Here is a 20,570-nt window from a genome sequence, read left to right as displayed (position 1 = left end):
TTGCTTGCAGATCAGTCAATTAGGCGATGAAGCGTATAAATTACCGCAGCTAAACATATCGATTGATGTGATGGTAATCAGCCGAAATTTACGCTTATTTTCGATCATTGTTTGATGGATCATTTGTCCCATCCACTCCCTTTCGAGGACAACCATCATGCTGCAACTGCGCCCGTTCAAGAGCCTTGGCCATGCCAACCATGGTTGGCTCGACGCCCATCACCACTTCTCGTTCGCCGAATACCACGACCCGGCGCGCATGCACTGGGGCAACCTGCGGGTCTGGAACGACGACCTGATCGCCGCCGGCAGTGGCTTCCCACCGCACCCGCACCGCGACATGGAAATCATCACCTATGTGCGTGAAGGTGCCATCAGCCACCAGGACAATCTGGGCAATAAAGGCCGAACTGAAGCAGGTGACGTGCAGGTGATGAGTGCCGGGACCGGCATCACCCACAGCGAGTACAACCTGGAGAAGGTCGATACGCGCATTTTCCAGATCTGGATCATCCCGGAGCGTGTCGGCCAGGCGCCATCGTGGGGTACCCGACCGTTCCCCAAAGGCGAGCGCGGCGAAGGCTTCGTGACCTTGGCCAGTGGCCGTGAGGGTGATGAGGACGCCCTGCAGATCCGTGCTGATGCACGTTTGCTGGCCGCGACGTTACAGGCCGGGGAAACCGCCGAGTATCGCTTCGACGCCGGGCGTCGTGGCTACCTGGTACCGGCCAAAGGGCTGATTGAAGTCAACGGCGTGCATGCCGAGGCCCGTGACGGGCTGGCGATCGAGGATGAGCAGGTGCTCAGAGTGAGGGCGGTGCAGGACAGCGAGATTGTGCTGGTTGATGTCGCCTAGGGCCGCTATGCGGCCCATCGCCGGCAAGGCCGGCTCCCACAGTGTACACAGTACTTGTGGGAGCGGCGGTGCGGCGATCCGACTTGACCCGCGATGCGGTTAGCGATCAGGCGATTGCCGCATCCACCAGCTCCTGGGCTTCAGCCACCAGGCGCTGCAGGTGCGCTTCATCGATGAAGCTTTCGGCGTAGATCTTGTAGATATCCTCGGTACCCGACGGCCGCGCCGCGAACCAGCCATTGGCGGTCATTACCTTGAGACCGCCAATGGCCTGGTTGTTACCCGGCGCATGGCTGAGGATCTGCTCGATCGGCTCGCCGGCGAGCGTCGTCGACTTGACCTGCTCAGGCGCCAGCTTGCTCAGCAGGGCCTTTTGTTGCGGGTTGGCCTTGGCCTCGACGCGGGTGGCGAATGGCTCGCCCAACGCAGCGGTCAGTTCAGCATAGGCCTGGCTCGGGTCGCGGCCGGTGCGGGCGGTGATTTCCGCCGCCAGCAAGGCCGGAATCAGGCCGTCCTTGTCGGTGGTCCAGACGCTGCCGTCTTTTCGCAAGAACGATGCACCGGCGCTCTCTTCACCGCCAAAACCCAGGGAGCCGTCGAACAAGCCATCGGCAAAGAACTTGAAGCCCACCGGTACTTCATACAGGCGACGCCCCAGACGCGCAGTGACGCGATCAATCAGGCCGCTGCTGACCACGGTCTTGCCCACGGCAGCATCCGCACGCCACTGCGGCCGGTGCTGGAACAGGTAATCGATAGCCACCGCCAGGTAGTTGTTCGGTGCCAGCAGGCCATTCTGGGTGACGATGCCGTGGCGGTCATGGTCCGGGTCACAGGCAAAGGCCACGTCAAAGCGCTCGCGCAGGCCGATCAGGCCCTGCATGGCGTACGGCGAGGATGGGTCCATGCGGATCTGCCCGTCCCAGTCGACCGACATGAAGCGGAAGGTCGGGTCAACCTCGGTGTTGACCACTTCCAGGTTCAGCTTGTAGTGCTCGGCAATTGCCGACCAGTAGCGCACGCCGGCCCCGCCCAACGGGTCGACGCCCAGGCGCAGGTTGGCGCTGCGGATCACATCGAAGTCGATGACGTTTTCCAGATCGGCAACGTAGCTGGCGAGATAATCGTGGCGATGGGTGGTGCTGGCCGCGAGCGCCTGCTCGTGGGCCATGCGTTTCACCCCTTGCAGATTCGCCGCCAGCAGTTCATTGGCCTTGGCCTCGATCCACTGGGTGACATCGCTGTCGGCCGGGCCGCCATTGGGCGGGTTGTACTTGAAGCCACCACTTTGCGGCGGGTTGTGCGACGGGGTGATGACGATGCCGTCGGCAAGCCCGTTGCTGCGCCCGCGGTTGTAGCAGATGATGGCGTGGGATACGGCCGGAGTCGGGGTGTACTCGTCGTCCTTGGACAGCATCACCTCAACGCCGTTGGCCGCCAGCACCTGCAGGGCACTGGCCGCCGCCGGCGTCGACAGCGCGTGGGTATCGGCGCCGATGAACAGCGGGCCGTCAATGCCCTTGGCCTGGCGGTACAGGCAGATGGCCTGGGTGATGGCCAGCACGTGGTTCTCGTTGAAGCTCAGGTCCAGAGAGCTGCCGCGGTGCCCGGAAGTGCCGAAGGCGACACGCTGGGTGGCGATGCTGGCGTCGGGCTGGCCGGTGTAATAGGCGGTCAACAGTTGGGGGATATCCACCAGCACGGAGGCTGGGGCCGGTTTGCCCGCCAAAGGACTGAGCTTCATGCATAACCTCAAGAAAAGATGTTCGGGATGATCAAGACACGCAGTTTACTGGCACTTTGACCAGCAAGCGACTGCCGCTATCCCCAAGGTCGCGATTATTTCTGCTCGGGCGCCCACCAGCTTGGAAACATGCGTTGTACACGGGCTTCGGCGAAGCGGTCATCGATCAGCAGCACTGTGCCTCGGTCGTCCGTGCCGCGGATCACCCGCCCTGCCGCCTGGATGACCTTCTGCACCCCGGGATACAGGTAGGTGTAGTCGAACCCGGCGCTGAACAGCCGGGCCATGCGCTGCTTGATCTGCTCGTTGACCGGATTGACCTGGGGCAGCCCGAGGGTAGCGACGAAGGCACCGATCAGGCGCGTCCCCGGCAGATCGACGCCTTCGGCAAAGGCCCCACCCAGCACGGCGAAGCCTACGCCCTGGCCATCGGGCGCAAAACGTTCAAGAAAACCCTGGCGCTGCTGCTCATCCATGCCCGGTGCCTGGCTCCACTGGCTGATGGCCGGATAGCGTGCCGCCAACAAGGCCGAGACCTGCTGCAGGTACTCAAAGCTGCTGAAAAACGCCAGGTAGTTGCCCGGCGCACGAGCATATTGCCCCGCGATCAGCTCGACGATCGGGGCCAGGGAGGCTTCCCGGTGCTGATAGCGGGTCGAGACGCTGCTGATCACCTGCACCTGCAATTGCTCGGCGCCAAAGGGAGAAGCAACCTCAAGCCAGGCGCAATCGGCCGGCATGCCGAGCAGGTCGGCGTAATAGTGGCGCGGGCTTAGGGTCGCGGAGAACAGCGTGGCGCTGCGCGCTGCCGCCAGCCGTGGGCCGATCAGCGCCGCCGGCACCACATTGCGTAGGCACAGGGTCGACAAGGCACGTTTGCCCGGGCCCGGGCGCTTGCTGATATCAAACAGGAAGTGTTCATCGAACAGCTCGCTGACCCGAATGAACTGCAACGCCTGGAAAAAAAACTGCAACAGCGCCGGATCAATACCCGTCGGCGTCTGGTTGAGTTGCTCCTGGATCCGCCCGACGCACTGTTGCAAGGCCTTGAGCAAGGCGTCTGGCAAGCCGTCAACCACCCGGTAAGGCGCCACCTGCTCCTTGTGCAGGGCATTCCACTGGCGGTTGAGGCGGTCCAGGGCGCTGCTCAGGCCTGCGGGCTTGAGTTTGCGCAGGGCCAGCAACTGGCCCTGGTCGAGGCTGGCGCTGTACATCTGCCGGGCCCGCTCGACCAGGTTGTGTGCCTCGTCCACCAGCAGCGCCAGGCGCCATTGGTTGACCTGGGCCAGACCGAACAGCAAGGCGCTCTGGTCAAAGTAATAGTTGTAGTCGGCCACCAGCACATCGACCCAACGGGCCATCTCCTGGCCCAGGTAATAGGGGCAGACCTGATGGGCCAGGGCCACCTCGCGCAGTGCCGCCTTGTCCAGCACCGCGACGCTTTGCGCGGCCTGACGCGCCGCTGGCAGGCGGTCGTAAAAGCCCTTGGCCAAGGGGCAGGCGTCGCCATGGCAGGCCGTACCCGGGTATTCACAAGACTTGTCGCGGGCCACCAGCTCCAGGCTGCGCAGCGCCGGTTGGGTACCGCTGGCCATCACCTGCTGCAGCGCCTCCAGGCCCAGGGCGCGGCCGGGGGTCTTGGCGGTGAGGAAGAGGATCTTGTCCAGTTGCTGCGGGACCATGGCCTTGAGCAGCGGGAACAGGGTGCCGAGAGTTTTGCCGATACCGGTGGTGGCCTGGGCCATCAGGCAGCGACCAGTGCTGACCGCCTTGTAGACTGTTTCGGCCAGTTCGCGCTGGCCATGGCGAAACTGCCCATGGGGAAATGCCAGGGCCTGCAAGCCTTGATTGCGCAAAGCCTGGCGCTGCATCTGCTGCTCGGCCCAGTGCAGGAAGATCGCGCACTGGGCATTGAAAAACTGCTCAAGCGCCTGGGCACTGTGCTGTTCTTCGATCAGCGTCTGTTCATCGCTGTCGACATTCAGGTACACCAGCGCCAGGCACAGCCCTGGCAACTGGCGCTGCTGGCACAGCAACCAACCGTAGACCCGGGCCTGGGCCCAGTGCAGTTGGCGGTGGTTGTCGGGCTGGCGCGCCAGGTCGCCACGGTAGGTCTTGATTTCTTCGAGGCGATTGAGCCGCGAGTCGTAGCCGTCGGCGCGGCCGCGCACCTGCAAGGTGGCGTACTGGCCTTCGAGGCTGACTTCGGCCTCGTAGCCCTCGCCCCGCCCGGCCACTACCCGCCGGTGACCGCTGATGCCCTCTTCGGCAGTGGGCGACGGGGTGAAACGCAGGTCGAGGTCGCCAACCTTGGCACTGAACTCACACAACGCCCGCACTGCCACGCGGTAGCTCATGGCGCCCATTGCACGTGGCAGACTTCTACCGGCAGGCCGTGCCCGGCGCAGAACTCGATCCAGCGCAACTGGCTGTCCTGCAGGCGATCGCCCGGGCCCTTGACCTCGATCATGCGGTAGCGCTGTTGTTCGGGCCAGAACTGGATCAGGTCGGGCATGCCCGAACGATTACCCTGGATATCTTCGAGCAGGCGCTCGAAGCAGCTTTTCAGGTGCGCGGCGGGCAGGCACGCCAGGGCTTGTTCAAGCAACTCTTCGCTGAGCACCTGCCAGTAGACGAAAGGCGATTGCAGCCCCTGCCTGCTGCTGAAATGGCGGCGGATGGTCTGCCGGTAGCTGCCGTCGTCCAGTTGCCCCAGGCAGCGCGCGAACAGCTCGCTGCGCCGGCCATGAAACTCGGCGTCATGCAGATCCAGCGGCGCACTCTGGAATGGGTGGAAGAACGCCCCCGGCAACGGCGCGAATATCGCCTCCCAGCACAGCAGGCCGAACAGGCTGTTGAACAGGGTGTTCTCGACATAATGCACCTGCCCGCCACCCTGCCCCAGGTGCAGTTGCACGGCCTGCTCCACCCCCAGGGCCGCCAGCTCGGCCGGCAACTGCAACTCGACCAGGCTCACCTGCGGCTTGGCCCGGCGAGGCTGCGGCGGCCCGCCCAGTTTGCGCTGCAAGCGCGGCAACATCCGCGCCAAGGCCTGGACTTCAAGGCCATTGGCCGGTTGCCGAGCAATGTGTGAAGCCAGCTCGAGCGCCGCCGACCACTGTTCGCTACGCTCCAGCACCCGCACATGACGGATGCGCGCCTGCGGATGCTGGCTACGCGGGTAGATGCGCAAAGCCAGCGGCCAGTCGCCAAGACGCTCACTGTGCTGGCCGAGCTGATACAGCAGCCTTGAACGCCGACGCAGCAGCCAGGGGTTGTCGCTGTCCAGACACTCAATGTGCTCGACCACCTGTTCCAGCGCCACGCCCTGCTCCAGCAGCTCGGCGCACTGGTGCAAGGCCAGCGCCACCTCGATATCGCTACGCTTGCGCAAGGCCCGCGAATCGTCACTGAAGGCTACTTGCTCGTAGCGCAGCAGGCCAAGGTCGGCCAGCACGAACTCCGACCAGTCCTGGTACAGGTTGCCGAAAAACAGCAGGCGCAGGCGGTCACACAAGGCCTGCAGGCGCAATTCGATGATCGGCTCGCCGAAGCCCGGCAACCATTGCTGCAACGGCCGCGGTTGCAGCTCAAGCGCCTGCAACTGGGCCAGTAGTTCACCCTTGGCCGCCCGCGGCCGCTCGAGCCGGTCGGCAAAGCCCTTGGCCAGTTCGTCCTTGCGCAACAGGTGAAACAGCTGCTCAAGGCTCAACGGGCTGTCATCGACTACCCAGCCCAGTGCCAGCAGTGGCGCCAAGGCCGCCTGGGTCGAGCCGATTTCGGCGTACTCGAGCTTGCTCGGGCGAAACAGCAGGCCCTTGCGCATCACCATGCGCACCAGCAAGGCCCGAGTGGCTTGGGGCTGCTGCCGGAACTGGCCGATGAAGGCCTGCTCCTGGGCGTCGAGCAGGTCGGCATAACGCAGCTCGATCCAGTCGAGCACTTGCTGGAAGTTGTGCAGGTAATAGAACGGGTCGTCGACGGAATGGGCGATCACGGGACAATACAGGCTGGCGGCTGGAGCACTGGTTATACATACAGACCCCTCTGTCTGGCAACCTGCACGCGACCAACGTAGGCTCTTGCAAGCGACTACTCCGTGACGACAAGGAAATCCGATGCGCGTACTGCTGCTGTGCATGATCGGCCTGCTGACGGCCTGCCAATCCCATCAGGTGCTGCCACCACCGGCCCCGATAGCTCCCCTGGGGCGCGACCACGCCGACCTTGGCGTGATCCGCGAACTGGCCAGCGGCCGCACCCTTTCCCCGCAGCAACTGCTCGAGCGGCTGGCAACTGCACCACGGGTACTGGTGGGCGAGCAACACGACAACCCTGACCATCATGTCCTGCAACTGTGGCTGCTGCGCGAACTGGCAGCCCGGCGCACGCAAGGCAGCCTGCTGATGGAGATGCTCAACCCCGACCAGCAAACCCGGGTCGATGCCGCCCAGGCCGCGTCACGCGCAGCTCAGCCAACGGCCGACCTGATTGACGCGCTGGCCTGGCAAACCGGCTGGAGCTGGGGGCTGTACGGGCCGCTGGTGACCTATGCCCTGCGCCAGCCCTACCCCCTGCTGGCCGCCAACCTCGACCGCGCGCAGCTCAGACAGATCTACACCCAGCGCCCTGTGCTCGAAGGCCGCGCCTCCACCACCGCACAGGTGCAAGACAGCCTGCTCGATGACATTCGCACGTCCCACTGCGGCTTGCTGCCCGAGTCGCAGATGCCGGCCATGCTGGCGGTGCAGCAACAACGCGACCGGCGTATGGCCGAACGCCTGCTGGCCGCGCCCGGCCCGGCGCTGTTGCTGGCCGGTGCATTCCATGTACGCAAGGACCTGGGCGTACCGCTGCACCTGGCCGACCTGGGGCAGCCTGACGGCAACCTGGTGCTGATTCTGGCCGAGGTCGGCAAGACCGTCAGCGCGCAAAGCGCGGATTTTGTCTGGTACACCGCCGCGCAACCCGAACAGGATTATTGCGCGACACTGCGCCGCTGACGCCCGCGACATCAGCGCGCCTTTTGGCTGCGCCGCAGCTCGTCACTGAGGACGTTCAGGCCGTACTGCAGGTCGCCTTGCGGCCCCACTGGCCAGCCCAGGCGCAGATGCTGGCGAAAGTCGCCGCGCAGGCTGAACAGTTCGCCCGGGGCAATGACCAGGCCTTGCTGCAGCAAGCGATGGAACAGCGGCCGGGTGTCCACCGGCGCGCGCACCCGCGCCCAGATACAGGCGCCGCCCGCCGGCATCTGGAACTCCAGTTGGCTCCCCAGGTACAGCTGCATCAGCTGGTACAGGTGACTCAGGCGCTCGTGCAAACGCACGCGCAGTTGCTGCAGGTGCAGGTCGATACGCCCCTTGCTGTACAAACGGGCTACCGCCTGTTGGCGCAAAGGCGGCAAGCGAAAACCGCGCAACAGAAACTGCCGGTGCAAGGCTCCCTGCCAGTGCCGTGACAGCAAGTAGGCGTAAGGCGCCTCGGCGCCGACACTGCGCTCCAGCGAAGAAAACACCAGCAACCGCTGCGGGTCGACCAGCTCACGCAAATAGCCTGAAGCCGCAGGCTGGAAGCACAACTCGGCCTCCAGGTCGTTCTCCAATAGCCACACCCCGTGCAAATCGAGCAGTTGTGCCAGGGCTTTGCGGTCGGCCTCCGGCATCAGGCTGCCCTGCGGGACGCTCAAGCGTGATGACAGCATGGCCAGGCGCACGGGCTCTTCACGCAGCAGCCGGGCGGCATGCTCCAGGTCCAGCCCACCTTGAGGGTCCAAAGGCAGTTCAATCACCCGGATCCGCGCCGCCTGAAACACCCGCAACAAGCGCCAGGAACAAGGTGTGGTCACCAGTACCGCACTGTTGTGCAGCTCAAGGGCCGCCAGTGTGGTCTCCAGCAATGAGCGTACATCCAGCGCCAGGTAGACGTCCTCGGCACTCCAGTACAGCTGCGCCGAGCGGGTATAGCGCGCCGCCAGGGCCGTGCGCAGTTCCAGATCACCCCAAGGCTGAGGCGCACCGGCAAGACGCGGATACTGGCGCAACAATTGGCGCTCGATACCCAGCAGCGTTGCCTCCAGCGATTGCAGGGCTTGCGCCTGACCGCCGCTGAGCACCAGCATTTGCGGCGAGCTGACATGCTCCTGCAGGTCCTGTAGCAAATCACCGCCACTGCGCGGCTGACCGACCACTGCCGGCACCTTGGCGAAGTAGCCGGACTTGGGCACCGGCTGTACCCGGCCCTCGTGCTCGAGCAATGAATAGGCGTACTGCACCGTGGAAATCGACACGTCGAGGCGTTGGGCAAGGTCACGCAGCGAAGGCAGCTTGTTGTGACTGCCCGGGGCCATCTGGGCAATCAGTTCGACCAGGTAACGGTAAACCGCCCGATAGGCAAACTCGCCATGCTGCGCAGCTTTCATCAATGGCCGCCAGGCTGCTCGGCCTCAAGCCAGGACCCTGCCGTCGGCGCCAGGCGCAGGTGTTGCAGGTCCGCGCCGCGGCCTTGAATTCGTGCCAACAGCGAACGCGGCCGGGCACAGCGCTGCGGCTCACGCTGATAGAGCATCTGCAGCAGTGGCAAGCTCAGGCCACTGATATCGACCATCCATTGCACCACCGGTTCAGGCGCGGGCAACTGCTGCAACGCCTTGTGCAGATAAGGCAACGCCACCAGCATGCCGGGGTGGCAGCGACGCAGAAACACCTCGAGCCGCAGGCCACGGGAGACGAATGGTGCAAACAGCTGGCAGACCAGTTGCGCCTCGCTCAGGCCATAGGCCTGCAAGGCAAACTCACTGGCCTGGGCCCGGCGTTGCTGCAGCTGCTCAGCGTTCTGCCAGCGCCCCAGTACACGTAACTGCACAGGACGCGGCAGGCCGTTGCGCTGCATCAGCAACTTGGCCTGGCGCAGGTAGGCATCGACACCTTCGCGGTAGTCGCTGTCTTCGATGAACTGCGCATGCAGCCCGCTCAGGTGCGCCAGCAACAACGGGTTGGCCGTGCCTGAACGCTCACAGGCGAAGTACTGCTCATCAAAGCGACAGCCCAGAAAGCGGTTCAAGCGCTCGTCATAAGGCACTTCGGGGTCGTGAACCAGATCATCGATGGTGATGAAACGCATCGCCGGCACACACACGTCGCCGATTGCTGGCGAGGTGATGGTTGCTGTCTGGCCGTACAGCTGCTCCAGGTAGCGGCGCCGCAGTTCGCTCAGGCCCTCACACAGCGAGGCGGCGCAACTGTGGATGGGCCTGATGCTCAGCAGGTCTTCCTCGCGCAGCGCCCTGCGGCTCCAGGCCAGGTAGCGCCTGCGCTCAGGCAACGGCCGGGCGCTGATGATGGCATCCACACCGCCACGCCAGCCAAGGGCCTGACGGCACAGCTCGGCCAGGCGCAAGTACCCATGGCTGCCAAAACCTGCACGGGGCACCCCTGCCAGCAAGTGACCGAACAACAGCAGTTCGTGACGTTCGGCCTGCCGCTGACTGGTGGACGGCGTGTAGCGGCTGTCAAAAGGCAGCAACTGCTGATCGACCAGCATCAACAGTTCAACCCGGGGATCATCATGCAGGAACAACGCCGCAAAGCCCTGCTCGATGTTGCTCAAGGCGGTGGTGCTCATGCCTGGCTGACGAACCACCGCCACGCGCAACTGAAAAGTGCCAGGCGCACGCGCAGCAATGCTCAACTGCGCCGCCCGCAGGCAGGCCAGTGCATGGCTGGCGTTCTGGCTGCCATCCTGGGTGAACATCAACCTGAATCCGCCAATGCGCTCGATGCCACCCGCTGCGACGATCAAGCGCTGTATCAGCAGTTGCAACGACGCCCGCTGGGCTTGTGACAAGTGTTCCAGCAAGCGCTGCAACACTTGTTGATAAATATATTGCATGGCCTGTTCGTGAATGCTGCTCATAACACGTACCCGCTAATCAGAATATGGAGACCTGAAAGAAAAATATCCCAGCAAAGAACTTTCAATCAGTAAAGGAGGACAAACATAATTCATCCTAAGAAACTTCCTACAACATCCTACGGAAAATAACTTCGGACACTTTTGCTCTTCAAGGTTCCCCCTCCCCCAGACTGGCGGTGCAACACCTGTAACTCTTGGCTTACGGCCCATCTTGTCTCACTCCATGAGACGACAGTTGACGAACTATTATCGGGCGTTACCGAGCGAATAAAAGATACAGATCAGGGTAAAAAAACAATTCAGATTCGGCCACCCTAAAGTCAAAAGTCAGACAACACCGGAGCATTTTTCCTCTTGTTTCAACATATCAAGAATACCCTCGCCACATCGGGAAAAGTTCCCCCGGAAACCTCCGAATCAAACCTGGAAATTTCCCACAAAAAAGCCCGAGTCACGACTCGGGCTTCGGCGTTGCTTGCGTCTCGTTGCCAGTATTACCCCGGCAACGACAGGTCCAGTACCAGCCGGCCGCCGCACGGGCATTCGTCCATGTAGCGATGGGCCTCGACCACGTTCTCGAATGGATAGGTCTTGATGATCAACGGCGTCAGCAGCTTGTCGGCAGTGAACTGGTTGATATCACGCAGGGCGCGCTGCAGCGCCACCTGGTCCTGGCTGATGCCCAGCTCCGGCTTGCCGGTGAAGTTACCGATGCAATGAACAAAGAACTGGATGTTCTTCTGAAACGCCGCGCAGGCTGGGAACGGCGTCTGGTTGCCGCCTTGCAGGCCATAGAGCACCAGGCTGCCACGCGGCGCCAGGGCATCACCGAGCAGGGCCATCTGCGGGCCGCCCAGGCCGTCGAGGACCATGTCGACACCACGGTTGTCGGTGTACTTGTTGATCTGCATGAGCAGGTCCTGCTCTTCGGTGACGATCACCTTGTCGGCGCCGAGCTTGATCAGGTAATCGCGCTGGTCGGCCTCTTTGGTCGCGGCAAACACCTTCAGGCCCAGGGCCTTGCCCAACTGCACGAATGCCGGGCCTGCGCAGTGGCTGGCATCGGTGATCAGCGCCGTTTGCCCGGCCTTGGCGCGGGCCAGGTCGACGAAGGCGAAATAAGCCATCAGCAGCGGCGTGTAATGCACGCTGGCCTCGACCGGCGAGAGAATTTCCGGGTAGCGGGTCAGGGCATTGCGCGGCATGACGATGACTTCACCGTACACCGGGTGCTCATTGGCACTGCTGGCCGGGAAGCTGGCGACCTTGTCGCCAACCGCCAGGTCGTCGACCCCTTCACCCACCGCCGTGACCACACCCGCCATCTCGTGTCCGATACCGGCAGGCAGACGCGCCTGGGACGGTGCCAGGTTCTGCCGCCAGAGCACGTCGTACCAGCTGATGCCGATCGCTTCGACGCGAATCTGCACCTCGCCGGCGGCCGGCTGCGCCGGGGCCTGCTCTTCGATCTTGAGCACCTCGGCCGGGCCGAACTTGTGGAAACGGATCATGCGGGACATCGCAAACCTCGCCAATTGAACCTCTAATGCCCTGAACTCTATCCGGGCTTTGATGGTTAGACCATCAGTGGCCATTAATAGTCAACATGCTTGTCATTGATTGATGGTAGTAAAGCATCCATCAAATTATGCGGTGCAGGGTAGCAGCCTTTACCCGTAAGATTCACCCCTGCCCCAACCGCCTTGTGAAGCCGAGCCGATGAACCGTAACGACTTGCGTCGCGTCGACCTGAACCTGCTGATCGTCTTCGAGACCCTGATGCACGAGCGTAGCGTGACCCGTGCGGCAGAGAAACTGTTCCTCGGCCAGCCGGCCATCAGCGCCGCCCTGTCGCGCCTGCGCAACCTGTTCGACGACCCGTTGTTCGTGCGGACCGGGCGCAGCATGGAGCCGTCGGCGCGGGCGATGGAAATCTTTGCCCTGCTGTCGCCTGCGCTGGACTCGATCTCCACCGCGGTCAGCCGCGCTGCGGATTTTGACCCCGCCACCAGTACCTCGGTGTTTCGCATTGGCCTGTCGGACGACGCCGAATTCGCCCTGCTGCCGCAACTGCTCAAACGTGTGCGCGCCGAAGCCCCGGGCATCGTTCTGGTGGTGCGCCGGGTCAACTACCTGCTGATGCCGGCGCTGCTGGCCAGTGGCGAGATCTCGGTAGGCGTGAGCTGGACCAACGACCTGCCGGCCAACGCCAAGCGCAAGGTGCTGCGGCGCAGCAAACCCAAGGTGCTGCGGGCCGACAGCATGCCGGGGAGCCTGAGCCTCGACGACTTCTGCGCCCGCCCCCACGCGCTGGTGTCGTTTGCCGGCGACCTGGGCGGTTTCATGGACGAGATCCTGGAAAAGGTCGGGCGCAAGCGTCATGTAGTCCTGGCCGTACCGCAGTTCAACGGCCTGGGCAGCCTGCTGACCGGCACCGACATCATCGCCACCGTCCCCGACTACACCGCCGAAGTCCTCACCGCCGCCGGCGGCCTGCGCGCCGAGGATCCGCCGCTGGAGGTGCAGACCTTCGAACTGCACATGGCCTGGCGCGGGTCGCAGGATAATGACCCGGGGGAGCGGTGGTTGAGGTCGCGGATTCAGATGTTTTTTGGGGACCCGGAGAGTCTTTGAAGGCAACTGAAAATCTGCGCAAGCCGTTCAATTCCCTCTTAGCGTGAATTAGCGCAAGGGGTCGCTTTACCTATGTCAGGTAGAACGAACCCTGCCTGAACAATGCCCTCATCAGACGCTCATCAATCGCGCTGATGATTACTATCGAGTGGCCCACCTGTTTGGTTGCCAGAACCGACTCCTATAATCGCCTCCAAATTTTTCCCCCGCTTCCCTCGCCTGCCTCAGGCGACATTCCCCTTGGAACCCCGCACCATGCCAAGCGTTAGCCAAGGCCATCACGGCCTTCCCGAACATAATCAACAGAGCGTCAAACAGCAGTGGCTGGCGATTCTCTCGGTGGCCGTGGGTGCCTTCGCCTTGGTTACCAGTGAGTTTCTCCCGGTGGGCGTGCTCAACGATGTCGCCAGCGACCTGGGCATCAGTGCAGGCCAGGCCGGCCTGATGGTTACCCTGCCCGGCATAATGGCCGCCCTCGCCGCGCCCCTGCTGTCCGTGGGCATTGGCGCACTGGACCGTCGCTATCTGCTGATCGGCCTGACGCTGATCATGATCATCGCCAACGCAGTCGTGGCCTACGCTAGCGACTTCAGCCTGTTGCTGTTCGGCCGCGTGCTGCTGGGCGTCAGTATTGGCGGTTTCTGGGCGACTGCCATTGCCCTCAGCGGCCGCCTGGCGCCCAAGGGCGTGGGCGTAGCCCAGGCCACCTCGATCATCATGGTCGGTGTGACCCTGGCCACCGTGCTGGGCGTGCCCGTAGGCACCTGGCTCAGTGGCTTGATGGGCTGGCGCATGACCTTCCTGGTCACCGCGCTGGTGGGTGTACCGGTGCTCCTGGCGCAGATCTTCCTGCTACCGCGGCTCAACCCCGACAAGGCCATTCGCATCCGTGACCTGCCGGCCCTGTTTATCAATCCCCAAGCTCGGGTTGGATTGATCGCGGTATTGCTGATTGGCCTGGCGCACTTTGCCGCGTACACCTACGTCGCCCCCTTCTTCAAACAGAGTGCCGGGTTCGATGGGCCGACCATTGGTTCACTGTTGCTGCTGTATGGCGTAGCCGGAGTGGCGGGGAATATTTTCGCCGGTTTCGCCGCCAACCGAAGCGTGCGTCACACCCTGATGCTGGTCGCACTGATGATCGCCATCAGCACCGCCCTGTTCCCCTACTTCGCCACCGGCATGACCGGCGCAGCGATGCTGATCGCGCTCTGGGGCTTCGCCTTCGGCGCCTTCCCCGCCTGCGCCAGCATTTGGATGTTTGTGGTAGCGCCCAAGGATGTCGAACGCGGCATGCCACTGTTCGTCGCCCTGTTCCAGGTGATCATTGCCTTGGGCTCGTTCTTCGGCGGGCAGATCGTCGACCAGATGGGCAGCTCGGTGCTATTGAGTTTGGCCACGGCCCTGGTGGGCTGCGGTTTTGTCACGGTGCTGGTGCTGGGGCGTGACGTCAGCAATCGCCTGGCGGCCCAACCCTGCTAACCCAACAGCGGCAGGCGAGAGTACCGCATGCCGCTATCGAGGGCGACTACCAGCCGGCCACGCCGCCGTCGCTGCGCGGGTCAGTCCCCCCTTCGAGCATACCGTTGGCGTGCCGCACAATCGCTCCAGCGTGCCCCATGGTTTCGTCATAATCAGCCAATATCTCCACTTCATGACCAAAGCTTGCGAGCGTCTGCTGGCACTGCGCTGAAAATCGCGATTCCAGCTTAAGGTTCTCGGTCGACCTGCCCCAGGTGCGGCCCAGCAACCATCGCGGTGCATCAATCGCCGCCTGCGGGTTCATCCCGAACCGCACAATCCGGCTGAAAACCGCGCTCTGCGATTGCGGCTGCCCGTCCCCGCCCATGTTGCCGTACACCAGGGTCCGGCCGTCGTTGAGGTGCGCCATAGCCGGGTTCAGGGTATGAAACGGCTTGCGACCTGGTGTCAGCGGGTTGCGAGCCTGAGGGTCGAGCGAAAAGCTGCAACCCCGGTTTTGCCAGTTCACGCCTGATGCCGAGAGCACAATGCCACTCCCAAACTCATGGTACAGGCTCTGGATAAAACTCACGGCCACGCCCTGGTTGTCGACCACGCCCATCCAGACGGTATCGGCGGGCCCCACACCACCTCCCCAGGGGGCAGCTACCTTGGCATTATGGGCCGTGAGCAACTGATCCAGGTGCTCGGCGGCCAACAACGTCTGGGGATCGATGCTCATGTATTGCGGGTCGGTGATTTCTTTGTCACGGATTGCAAAGGCCCGTTTTGTCGACTCTACGCAGGCATGCACAAACGGCGCCCCGCATGGGTCCATGTCATCGTCGAGCAAGCGGTCCAGCTGCCCCAAAATCAACAACGACACCAGGCCTTGGGTGGGTGGCGGAAAGTTGTAGACCTTGCCCCGTGAATGCGACAGCACCAGCGGCGTGCGCCACGTCGCCCGGTGACGCTGCAGGTCTGCGAGCCGTAGTGGGCTACCCGCGGCCTCCAGGTCGAAGGCGATGCAACGGGCAAGTTCGCCCCTGTAGAAGTCTTCGATACCCGCTTTGGCGAGATGTTCGAGCGTAGCGGCCAGTCGTGGCTGCAAAAAACGCTGGTCGATCTGGGGCGCCTGCCCGTCGATCAGAAACGTATCGGCAAAGCCACTCACGCCGTGCAGCTCATCGAGTTTGGCAACCGTGCATTGATGCTGGCTGCGGGTAACCGGTATGCCGCTACGCGCATAGTCGATGGCATCGCCGAGCAAGCGACTCATGGGCAACCGGCCGCCCAGTTGTTGGCGTTGCCAGACATCCGCTGCCTGCCATCCCGACAACGTGCCGGCGACGGTATTGGTCGCCGCCCCCCCACGAAAGGGAATGCTCGTCAGACCTTGCGCCCTGTAGCCCTGGAGCGTGGCACCGAGGGCGCTGGCGCCACACGCATCCAGCGCGACAGGCTCCTGGCCAGGCCGTGAAATCAACCAGAAGCCATCACCACCGATGCTGTTCATGTGGGGGTATACCACCGCAATGGTCGCAGCGGCGGCAATCATCGCCTCGACAGCGTTTCCACCTTCGCGCATGACGGCCAAAGCAGACTGTGCTGCCAGCGAATGTGGCGCAACGGCCATCGCACGGCTACCGCGTTGTGGATTAGGAATGTGAGGCATAGGAAATATCCGGATGAGCAGCAATGCTCTTGTGATAAAGGGAAAGCGCGTTGGCCAGTACGTGTTCGTCGGCAAAGCGTGGGCCTATCAGCGAGAGCCCGATTGGCGCTTGGTCGACCGCGCGCCATGGCAGCACCACCTGCGGCAGGCCGCACAAGCCGGCGATGCACAGCAACCGCTGCGACCGTGTCCGGGTGTTCTGAACGGTGGCCGGGGCGTCGCCAAGCAGGGGCGCGACGCCTGGCACAGGGGGCAGTAGCAGCATGTGTTTATTGCCCAACAGACCGCCCATCTGCTCGATAGCGGCGGCGCGAACCAATGAAGCAGCAGCCACCATCGGCCCACTGATTTGCCCCGCCTCGTTGAAACGCTGGGCGACATCGGTACCGAATGCAGGCTCGTTGGCCCGCAACCAGTGCCTGTGCTGTTGCCAGACCTCTGCACCTTGAACGACTCGCAAAGCGTGCGCCCAATCCTCCAGCGCCAATGTACCGCGGGGCAGCTCGAGCAAAGGCCGATCAAGGCGATGCAAGCATTGTTCGAACATTGCGCGCACGGCGGGATCAAGTTGATCGCAGATATCGGCGCTGACTATCAGGGTGACGTCAGCGGCCGCCGTGGCCCTTGCGCAGTTGCCAAGGGCCATGAACCCGCGCTCGAGCAATTCGCCCCGGTCGGCAAACCAGCCCACCGTATCCAGGCTATGGGCCAGGGTAAAACAGCCATCCGTGGCAATGCGCCCATGGCTGGGGCGCATCCCCCAAATACCGCAATAGCTGGCCGGCAGGCGCACCGAACCACCACAATCAGTGCCCAAGGCAAGTTGTGCATGACCTGCCGCGACCGCGACGGCAGAGCCAGACGAGGATCCGCCAGGCAATCTGTGCGGGGCGCGTGGGTTGACCGGGGTGCCGTAGTGAACATTGATACCCGCCAAGCTGTAAGTCAGCTCGTCGGTCACCGTTTTGCCCACCCATTCACACCCTCCATCGAGCAATTGCGCAACCGCTGTGGCATGGCGACGGGCCTCAGGTTGCGCGCTGGCCCAAGTCGGGTTGCCGGCCGAACACACGAGGCCGGCAATGTCGAACACATCCTTGACGGCCAGGCGTACGCCGGCCAGTGGCGCCGGGTCTGCACCTTCGCCAGTCGCGAGTTGAGCGGCGAAGCCATTGGCCACGAACGCCCCGTGCAGACCGGGCTGCAAGAGTGGATTCATACGTCCCCCCAACTGACATGGGCGCAAACCACCCGCCAATGCCCGGCCATACGTATCCATGTCTGCGTCTGGCGTCCCTTGCGCGGGTTGGCGTCGCGACTGAACGTCATGTGGGTCACACCAAAGTCCTCGCCGAAGGTAGTCAGCGAGCGCTCGTTGATTGTGCGCTCAAGTCCTTTGGCGGGTCGCTCCAGACGAAACGCCTGGATCTGCTGCGCACCATAAAGTTCCTCGGTTGCCCCATACCTCACGGTGTGAGGGCTTTGCCAGAACAGTTCATCCAGCACGTTCAGGTCATTGCCGACCAGCGCAGCCTCATAGCGTTCGAATGCCTGATTCAGCGCTGCCCAGGCCTGAGGTTGGTTCACCGTTAGTCCGTTACCTGGCTCATGCCCGTACTGCGCAGGGGTAGTGAGGCAGATGCCACGCCCCAGCAGTCCCTGCTCGCCCAACGCATCAAGCATGGCAATCGCCACGTACGGAGCGCTCGAGTCGCAGTCGACAGCGACAGCATCAATCCCACTGCCCAGGCCGAACTGGCCAAACAGTGGATGCATGCCTATGCGCCAGGGCGGGGCCGCTTGCCAATGTCCTGGCAGCCAGGCCCTGACATCGCCGGCAACTGCCACGGCATGGCCCCAGGCTTGTGCGCCAAACCCCGCGGCCTCGATAACGCCACTATCACCCAACATCGGGCTGGCCACTGCGGGCACCAGCTGAGGGCCCTGGGGAGTGTGCGCTGCACTGACAAGCCAGCGCTCGGGATCACCGGCAAGGCGTATGCCCGTGTCCTGACCATTGCCGGACAAACCGATCACCAAACTGGCCGCTGGGTCCTGGCCGCCTCCGGCCGCCGCGCCGAGCATCAAATGACAGGCGGCCATCCATAAGGTCAGGAAAAACAGCGGCGTCTGCTCCAGCATCTGCAGCACATCGCCCGCATCTTCCAGGTCCGGCAGCAGTTTGCGCACAAGCGCGCAGGTCGCTCCGGTGGTTCTGGCATGCAAATCATCACCGGCCTGCAGCCCGGCTTGCGCGAGTTCGAAAAGGTCGATATCGCGCCCCTTCAACACTGCCTGCAATACCTCATAAAGCCGGCCATCGCGCCAGCTCAAGCGCTGGAGTATGGCCAAATCCCGGCTACCGAAGCGCAGCTGCTGGCCCCCGCCACTCCCAAGCAATGACCAACAACGCAGGTCGCGGTTGTTGCCATCACAGATCTCGACTAGCGCAGTACCGGGCGAAATCACCGCCGCCAGGGGGGTCACCACATCAAAGTCCTGGGCAGGCAACAACTGCACGCGACCCTCCGCAATCATCGCTTGCGCCTGTTCGCCAGTCTGCGCCCAGCCCTCGTACAAGCAGCACAGGATCGCCGACGAAAGCACTGGGGCGCTGGGCTGGCGTGGGTCCCGGAAGGCCGGCCCCGCATGCAGCAGCGTCAGCGCTGGCAGCGCCACGGCGCAGGCCGCCTTGCTCACACCGCACCAAATCGGGCGTACCTGATACAAGCGGTTCAGCGCTCGCTCATTGGCAGCCTTGCGCTCGCGGCTGTCAGCCGCTTGGAGACGGGCCATCGGTCAAGCGACCTCAGGCACGGGCAGGATAGCCGCCGTGGCGTCGAAGCGCTGGCCAGCGCGCAGACAGAAGACCGGTTGCAGCATGCGCTCGGCAATCACTTCAGTGCGCTCGTTATCGCGCAGCAGCCACTTGCCGCAAGTGTCGCAGAGTACGGTGATATCCGCTTCCCGACCAACGCCTAGAGTGCCCAGTTCATCGCTCATGCCTAGCAGGCGCGCTGCGTGGGTGGTCACCATGGGCACCACTTGCTCCAGCCGCAGACCAAGCGCCATCATGCTCACCATTGCCGATACCAAGCTAAAGCGCGAGGTGCCGTTGAAGAGGTGTTCTTCGTCAGGATGCTCATCCGGAGTACCAGCCGGTGGTGGTACTTCGGTGTTGTAGCCATGCATGTCCGAACCCAGGGTGTCGGGAATGATACCCGCCGCAAGCACCCTGGCCGCCATCTTGTAGCTGAAGTGGGAACCGTGACCCACATCGACTCTGAGCCCGCGCTGCATTGCGTCGGCGACCAGCCCGTGAACTTCACCACTCTGCGCGACGAACCCGCCGGGGTGGCGGCTGAACGGGTGGGCGAGCACATCGCCGGCCTTCAACAGCCCCAATACCTGCGGGAAAATATCATCAGGGTCGACTTCTCGCCCGCCCTCCTCCGGCATCGGCCACAACTGGCCAAAGTGGATATATACCGGCAGTTCGGTCTGCTCGCCGATCTGCGCGGCTTTTTTCATCACGTCCGCCCCCCAGCGCGCAAAGCCTCCCAGCTCGGCGTGGGCCTTGATGCCCTTGACGATATCCCTATTGGCCAGCGCCGCCTTCACCGTAGCAGCAACGTCGGCGCATTCCGGACGATACAGCTCGGCATAGAAATGCCCTTCCAGGCCACCGACCAGATACGCCGACAGAAACGAAAGCACACGGCTGTGCGAAGACTCAACAATGAATTTTCGAAAACCAGGCAACGTCATGCAGCTAGCACCACCTTGGTCGACCAGAGTGGTGACGCCGGAGTGGACACCGCACATGTCCGCGTTCAGGCCGAAGCGACCCGAAACGTACTGGTAGACATGACTGTGCGTATCTATCAGCCCAGGCAATACCAACTTACCGCTGCAGTCGATCAATTCGGCCCCTGCTGCCGCATCGGTAAAGCGCAACTGGCCGACAGCGGCAATGCGCGAGCCTTCGACCAGGACGTCGTTGACGGCATCAATGTTGTTGGCTGGATCAATGACGCGCCCGCCGTGTAAAAGGATCTTTTTCATAGTGGTCTTCAGCATGTAGATGATTGTAAATAGACAAAGGCATATTGCATGCCATCTACAAACTACAGACCCTTTAAAACAATCTATCTTATTGTTTTAACTCTATATTTAAGTACATATACGTATGTGGTATGCCATCTATATATGACTCGCCCAGTAATCCATGGCCTTGACGACCGCCCTGAATGAAAGCGTCGTGCCTCATTAAGGGGTATACCCCGTAA

The 20,570-nt window shown here is 62.8% G+C and carries 14 protein-coding genes; 4 read left to right on the top strand and 10 right to left on the bottom strand.

Features of this window, described 5'->3' with window-relative positions; genetic code table 11:
- Positions 1 to 157: 157 nt before the first annotated feature.
- Positions 158 to 856 (top strand): pirin family protein, encoded by a 699-nt coding sequence (locus tag F8N82_RS09275; protein WP_038994974.1) that lies wholly within the window; start codon positions 158 to 160, stop codon positions 854 to 856.
- Between the two features lie 106 nt (positions 857 to 962).
- Here F8N82_RS09275 and pgm read toward each other — a convergent pair whose 3' ends face one another.
- The 3 genes from pgm to F8N82_RS09260 form a co-directional block, all read right to left on the bottom strand.
- Entirely contained in the window at positions 963 to 2,600 is a 1,638-nt protein-coding gene (gene pgm, locus F8N82_RS09270) for a phosphoglucomutase (alpha-D-glucose-1,6-bisphosphate-dependent) (RefSeq protein ID WP_038994973.1), read from the bottom strand.
- A gap of 95 nt (positions 2,601 to 2,695) precedes the next feature.
- A complete protein-coding gene (locus F8N82_RS09265; RefSeq protein WP_038999321.1) occupies positions 2,696 to 4,957 on the bottom strand; it encodes an ATP-dependent DNA helicase in 2,262 nt (753 codons plus the stop codon).
- Positions 4,954 to 6,597: a VRR-NUC domain-containing protein gene (locus F8N82_RS09260; protein ID WP_038994972.1), complete on the bottom strand. Its 1,644-nt coding sequence runs from the start codon at positions 6,595 to 6,597 to the stop codon at positions 4,954 to 4,956. The genes F8N82_RS09265 and F8N82_RS09260 overlap by 4 nt, the downstream gene beginning before the upstream one ends.
- Positions 6,598 to 6,718: 121 nt before the next feature.
- Here F8N82_RS09260 and F8N82_RS09255 point away from each other — a divergent pair, with 121 nt between their 5' ends.
- Positions 6,719 to 7,603 carry a ChaN family lipoprotein gene (locus F8N82_RS09255; protein ID WP_038994971.1) on the top strand — a complete coding sequence of 295 codons (885 nt, stop codon included), beginning with the start codon at positions 6,719 to 6,721 and terminating at the stop codon, positions 7,601 to 7,603.
- 11 nt (positions 7,604 to 7,614) lie between these two features.
- On the opposite strand, the gene F8N82_RS09250 is transcribed toward F8N82_RS09255, so the two are convergent.
- The 3 genes from F8N82_RS09250 to F8N82_RS09240 form a co-directional block, all read right to left on the bottom strand.
- Positions 7,615 to 9,018, bottom strand: coding sequence for a PLP-dependent aminotransferase family protein (locus tag F8N82_RS09250; RefSeq protein WP_038994969.1), 1,404 nt, complete (start codon positions 9,016 to 9,018; stop codon positions 7,615 to 7,617).
- Positions 9,018 to 10,511 (bottom strand): hypothetical protein, encoded by a 1,494-nt coding sequence (locus F8N82_RS09245; protein ID WP_052251446.1) that lies wholly within the window; start codon positions 10,509 to 10,511, stop codon positions 9,018 to 9,020. Before F8N82_RS09245 ends, F8N82_RS09250 begins: the two co-directional genes overlap by 1 nt.
- Before the next feature lie 494 nt (positions 10,512 to 11,005).
- Complete coding sequence (locus tag F8N82_RS09240) at positions 11,006 to 12,031, bottom strand: zinc-dependent alcohol dehydrogenase family protein (RefSeq protein WP_038994968.1); 1,026 nt, start codon at positions 12,029 to 12,031, stop codon at positions 11,006 to 11,008.
- A gap of 199 nt (positions 12,032 to 12,230) precedes the next feature.
- Here F8N82_RS09240 and F8N82_RS09235 point away from each other — a divergent pair, with 199 nt between their 5' ends.
- A complete protein-coding gene (locus F8N82_RS09235; protein ID WP_038994967.1) occupies positions 12,231 to 13,145 on the top strand; it encodes a LysR family transcriptional regulator in 915 nt (304 codons plus the stop codon).
- Positions 13,146 to 13,400: 255 nt separating this feature from the next.
- Positions 13,401 to 14,627 carry an MFS transporter gene (locus F8N82_RS09230; RefSeq protein ID WP_038994966.1) on the top strand — a complete coding sequence of 409 codons (1,227 nt, stop codon included), beginning with the start codon at positions 13,401 to 13,403 and terminating at the stop codon, positions 14,625 to 14,627.
- A 46-nt stretch (positions 14,628 to 14,673) separates the two neighbouring features.
- On the opposite strand, the gene F8N82_RS09225 is transcribed toward F8N82_RS09230, so the two are convergent.
- The 4 genes from F8N82_RS09225 to F8N82_RS09210 form a co-directional block, all read right to left on the bottom strand.
- The gene (locus F8N82_RS09225; protein WP_224793766.1) at positions 14,674 to 16,281 is read right to left on the bottom strand and encodes a gamma-glutamyltransferase family protein; all 1,608 of its coding nucleotides are present in this window, start codon (positions 16,279 to 16,281) and stop codon (positions 14,674 to 14,676) included.
- Positions 16,265 to 17,500, bottom strand: coding sequence for an amidase (locus F8N82_RS09220; protein ID WP_052251444.1), 1,236 nt, complete (start codon positions 17,498 to 17,500; stop codon positions 16,265 to 16,267). Before F8N82_RS09220 ends, F8N82_RS09225 begins: the two co-directional genes overlap by 17 nt.
- Entirely contained in the window at positions 17,497 to 18,960 is a 1,464-nt protein-coding gene (gene hpxZ, locus F8N82_RS09215; RefSeq protein WP_200889119.1) for an oxalurate catabolism protein HpxZ, read from the bottom strand. Before hpxZ ends, F8N82_RS09220 begins: the two co-directional genes overlap by 4 nt.
- A 120-nt stretch (positions 18,961 to 19,080) precedes the next feature.
- Complete coding sequence (locus F8N82_RS09210) at positions 19,081 to 20,346, bottom strand: amidohydrolase/deacetylase family metallohydrolase (protein ID WP_038994964.1); 1,266 nt, start codon at positions 20,344 to 20,346, stop codon at positions 19,081 to 19,083.
- Positions 20,347 to 20,570 lie beyond the last annotated feature (224 nt).

Source organism: Pseudomonas fluorescens (genome assembly GCF_902497775.2).
In the GTDB taxonomy this organism is placed as follows: Bacteria; Pseudomonadota; Gammaproteobacteria; order Pseudomonadales; family Pseudomonadaceae; genus Aquipseudomonas; species Aquipseudomonas putida_F.
Note: the sequence above shows the minus strand (reverse complement) of the source record. Positions and strands in the feature narration are given on the sequence as shown.

Coding starts and splice junctions, on each gene's coding strand:
- F8N82_RS09210 (WP_038994964.1), bottom strand. CDS start 20,346: ATGAAAAAGATCCTTTTACACGGCGGGCGCGTCATTGATCCAGCCAAC.
- pgm (WP_038994973.1), bottom strand. CDS start 2,600: ATGAAGCTCAGTCCTTTGGCGGGCAAACCGGCCCCAGCCTCCGTGCTG.
- F8N82_RS09240 (WP_038994968.1), bottom strand. CDS start 12,031: ATGTCCCGCATGATCCGTTTCCACAAGTTCGGCCCGGCCGAGGTGCTC.
- F8N82_RS09220 (WP_052251444.1), bottom strand. CDS start 17,500: ATGAATCCACTCTTGCAGCCCGGTCTGCACGGGGCGTTCGTGGCCAAT.
- F8N82_RS09250 (WP_038994969.1), bottom strand. CDS start 9,018: ATGAAAGCTGCGCAGCATGGCGAGTTTGCCTATCGGGCGGTTTACCGT.
- F8N82_RS09245 (WP_052251446.1), bottom strand. CDS start 10,511: ATGAGCAGCATTCACGAACAGGCCATGCAATATATTTATCAACAAGTG.
- F8N82_RS09265 (WP_038999321.1), bottom strand. CDS start 4,957: ATGAGCTACCGCGTGGCAGTGCGGGCGTTGTGTGAGTTCAGTGCCAAG.
- F8N82_RS09275 (WP_038994974.1), top strand. CDS start 158: ATGCTGCAACTGCGCCCGTTCAAGAGCCTTGGCCATGCCAACCATGGT.
- F8N82_RS09255 (WP_038994971.1), top strand. CDS start 6,719: ATGCGCGTACTGCTGCTGTGCATGATCGGCCTGCTGACGGCCTGCCAA.
- F8N82_RS09235 (WP_038994967.1), top strand. CDS start 12,231: ATGAACCGTAACGACTTGCGTCGCGTCGACCTGAACCTGCTGATCGTC.
- F8N82_RS09230 (WP_038994966.1), top strand. CDS start 13,401: ATGCCAAGCGTTAGCCAAGGCCATCACGGCCTTCCCGAACATAATCAA.
- F8N82_RS09225 (WP_224793766.1), bottom strand. CDS start 16,281: ATGCCTCACATTCCTAATCCACAACGCGGTAGCCGTGCGATGGCCGTT.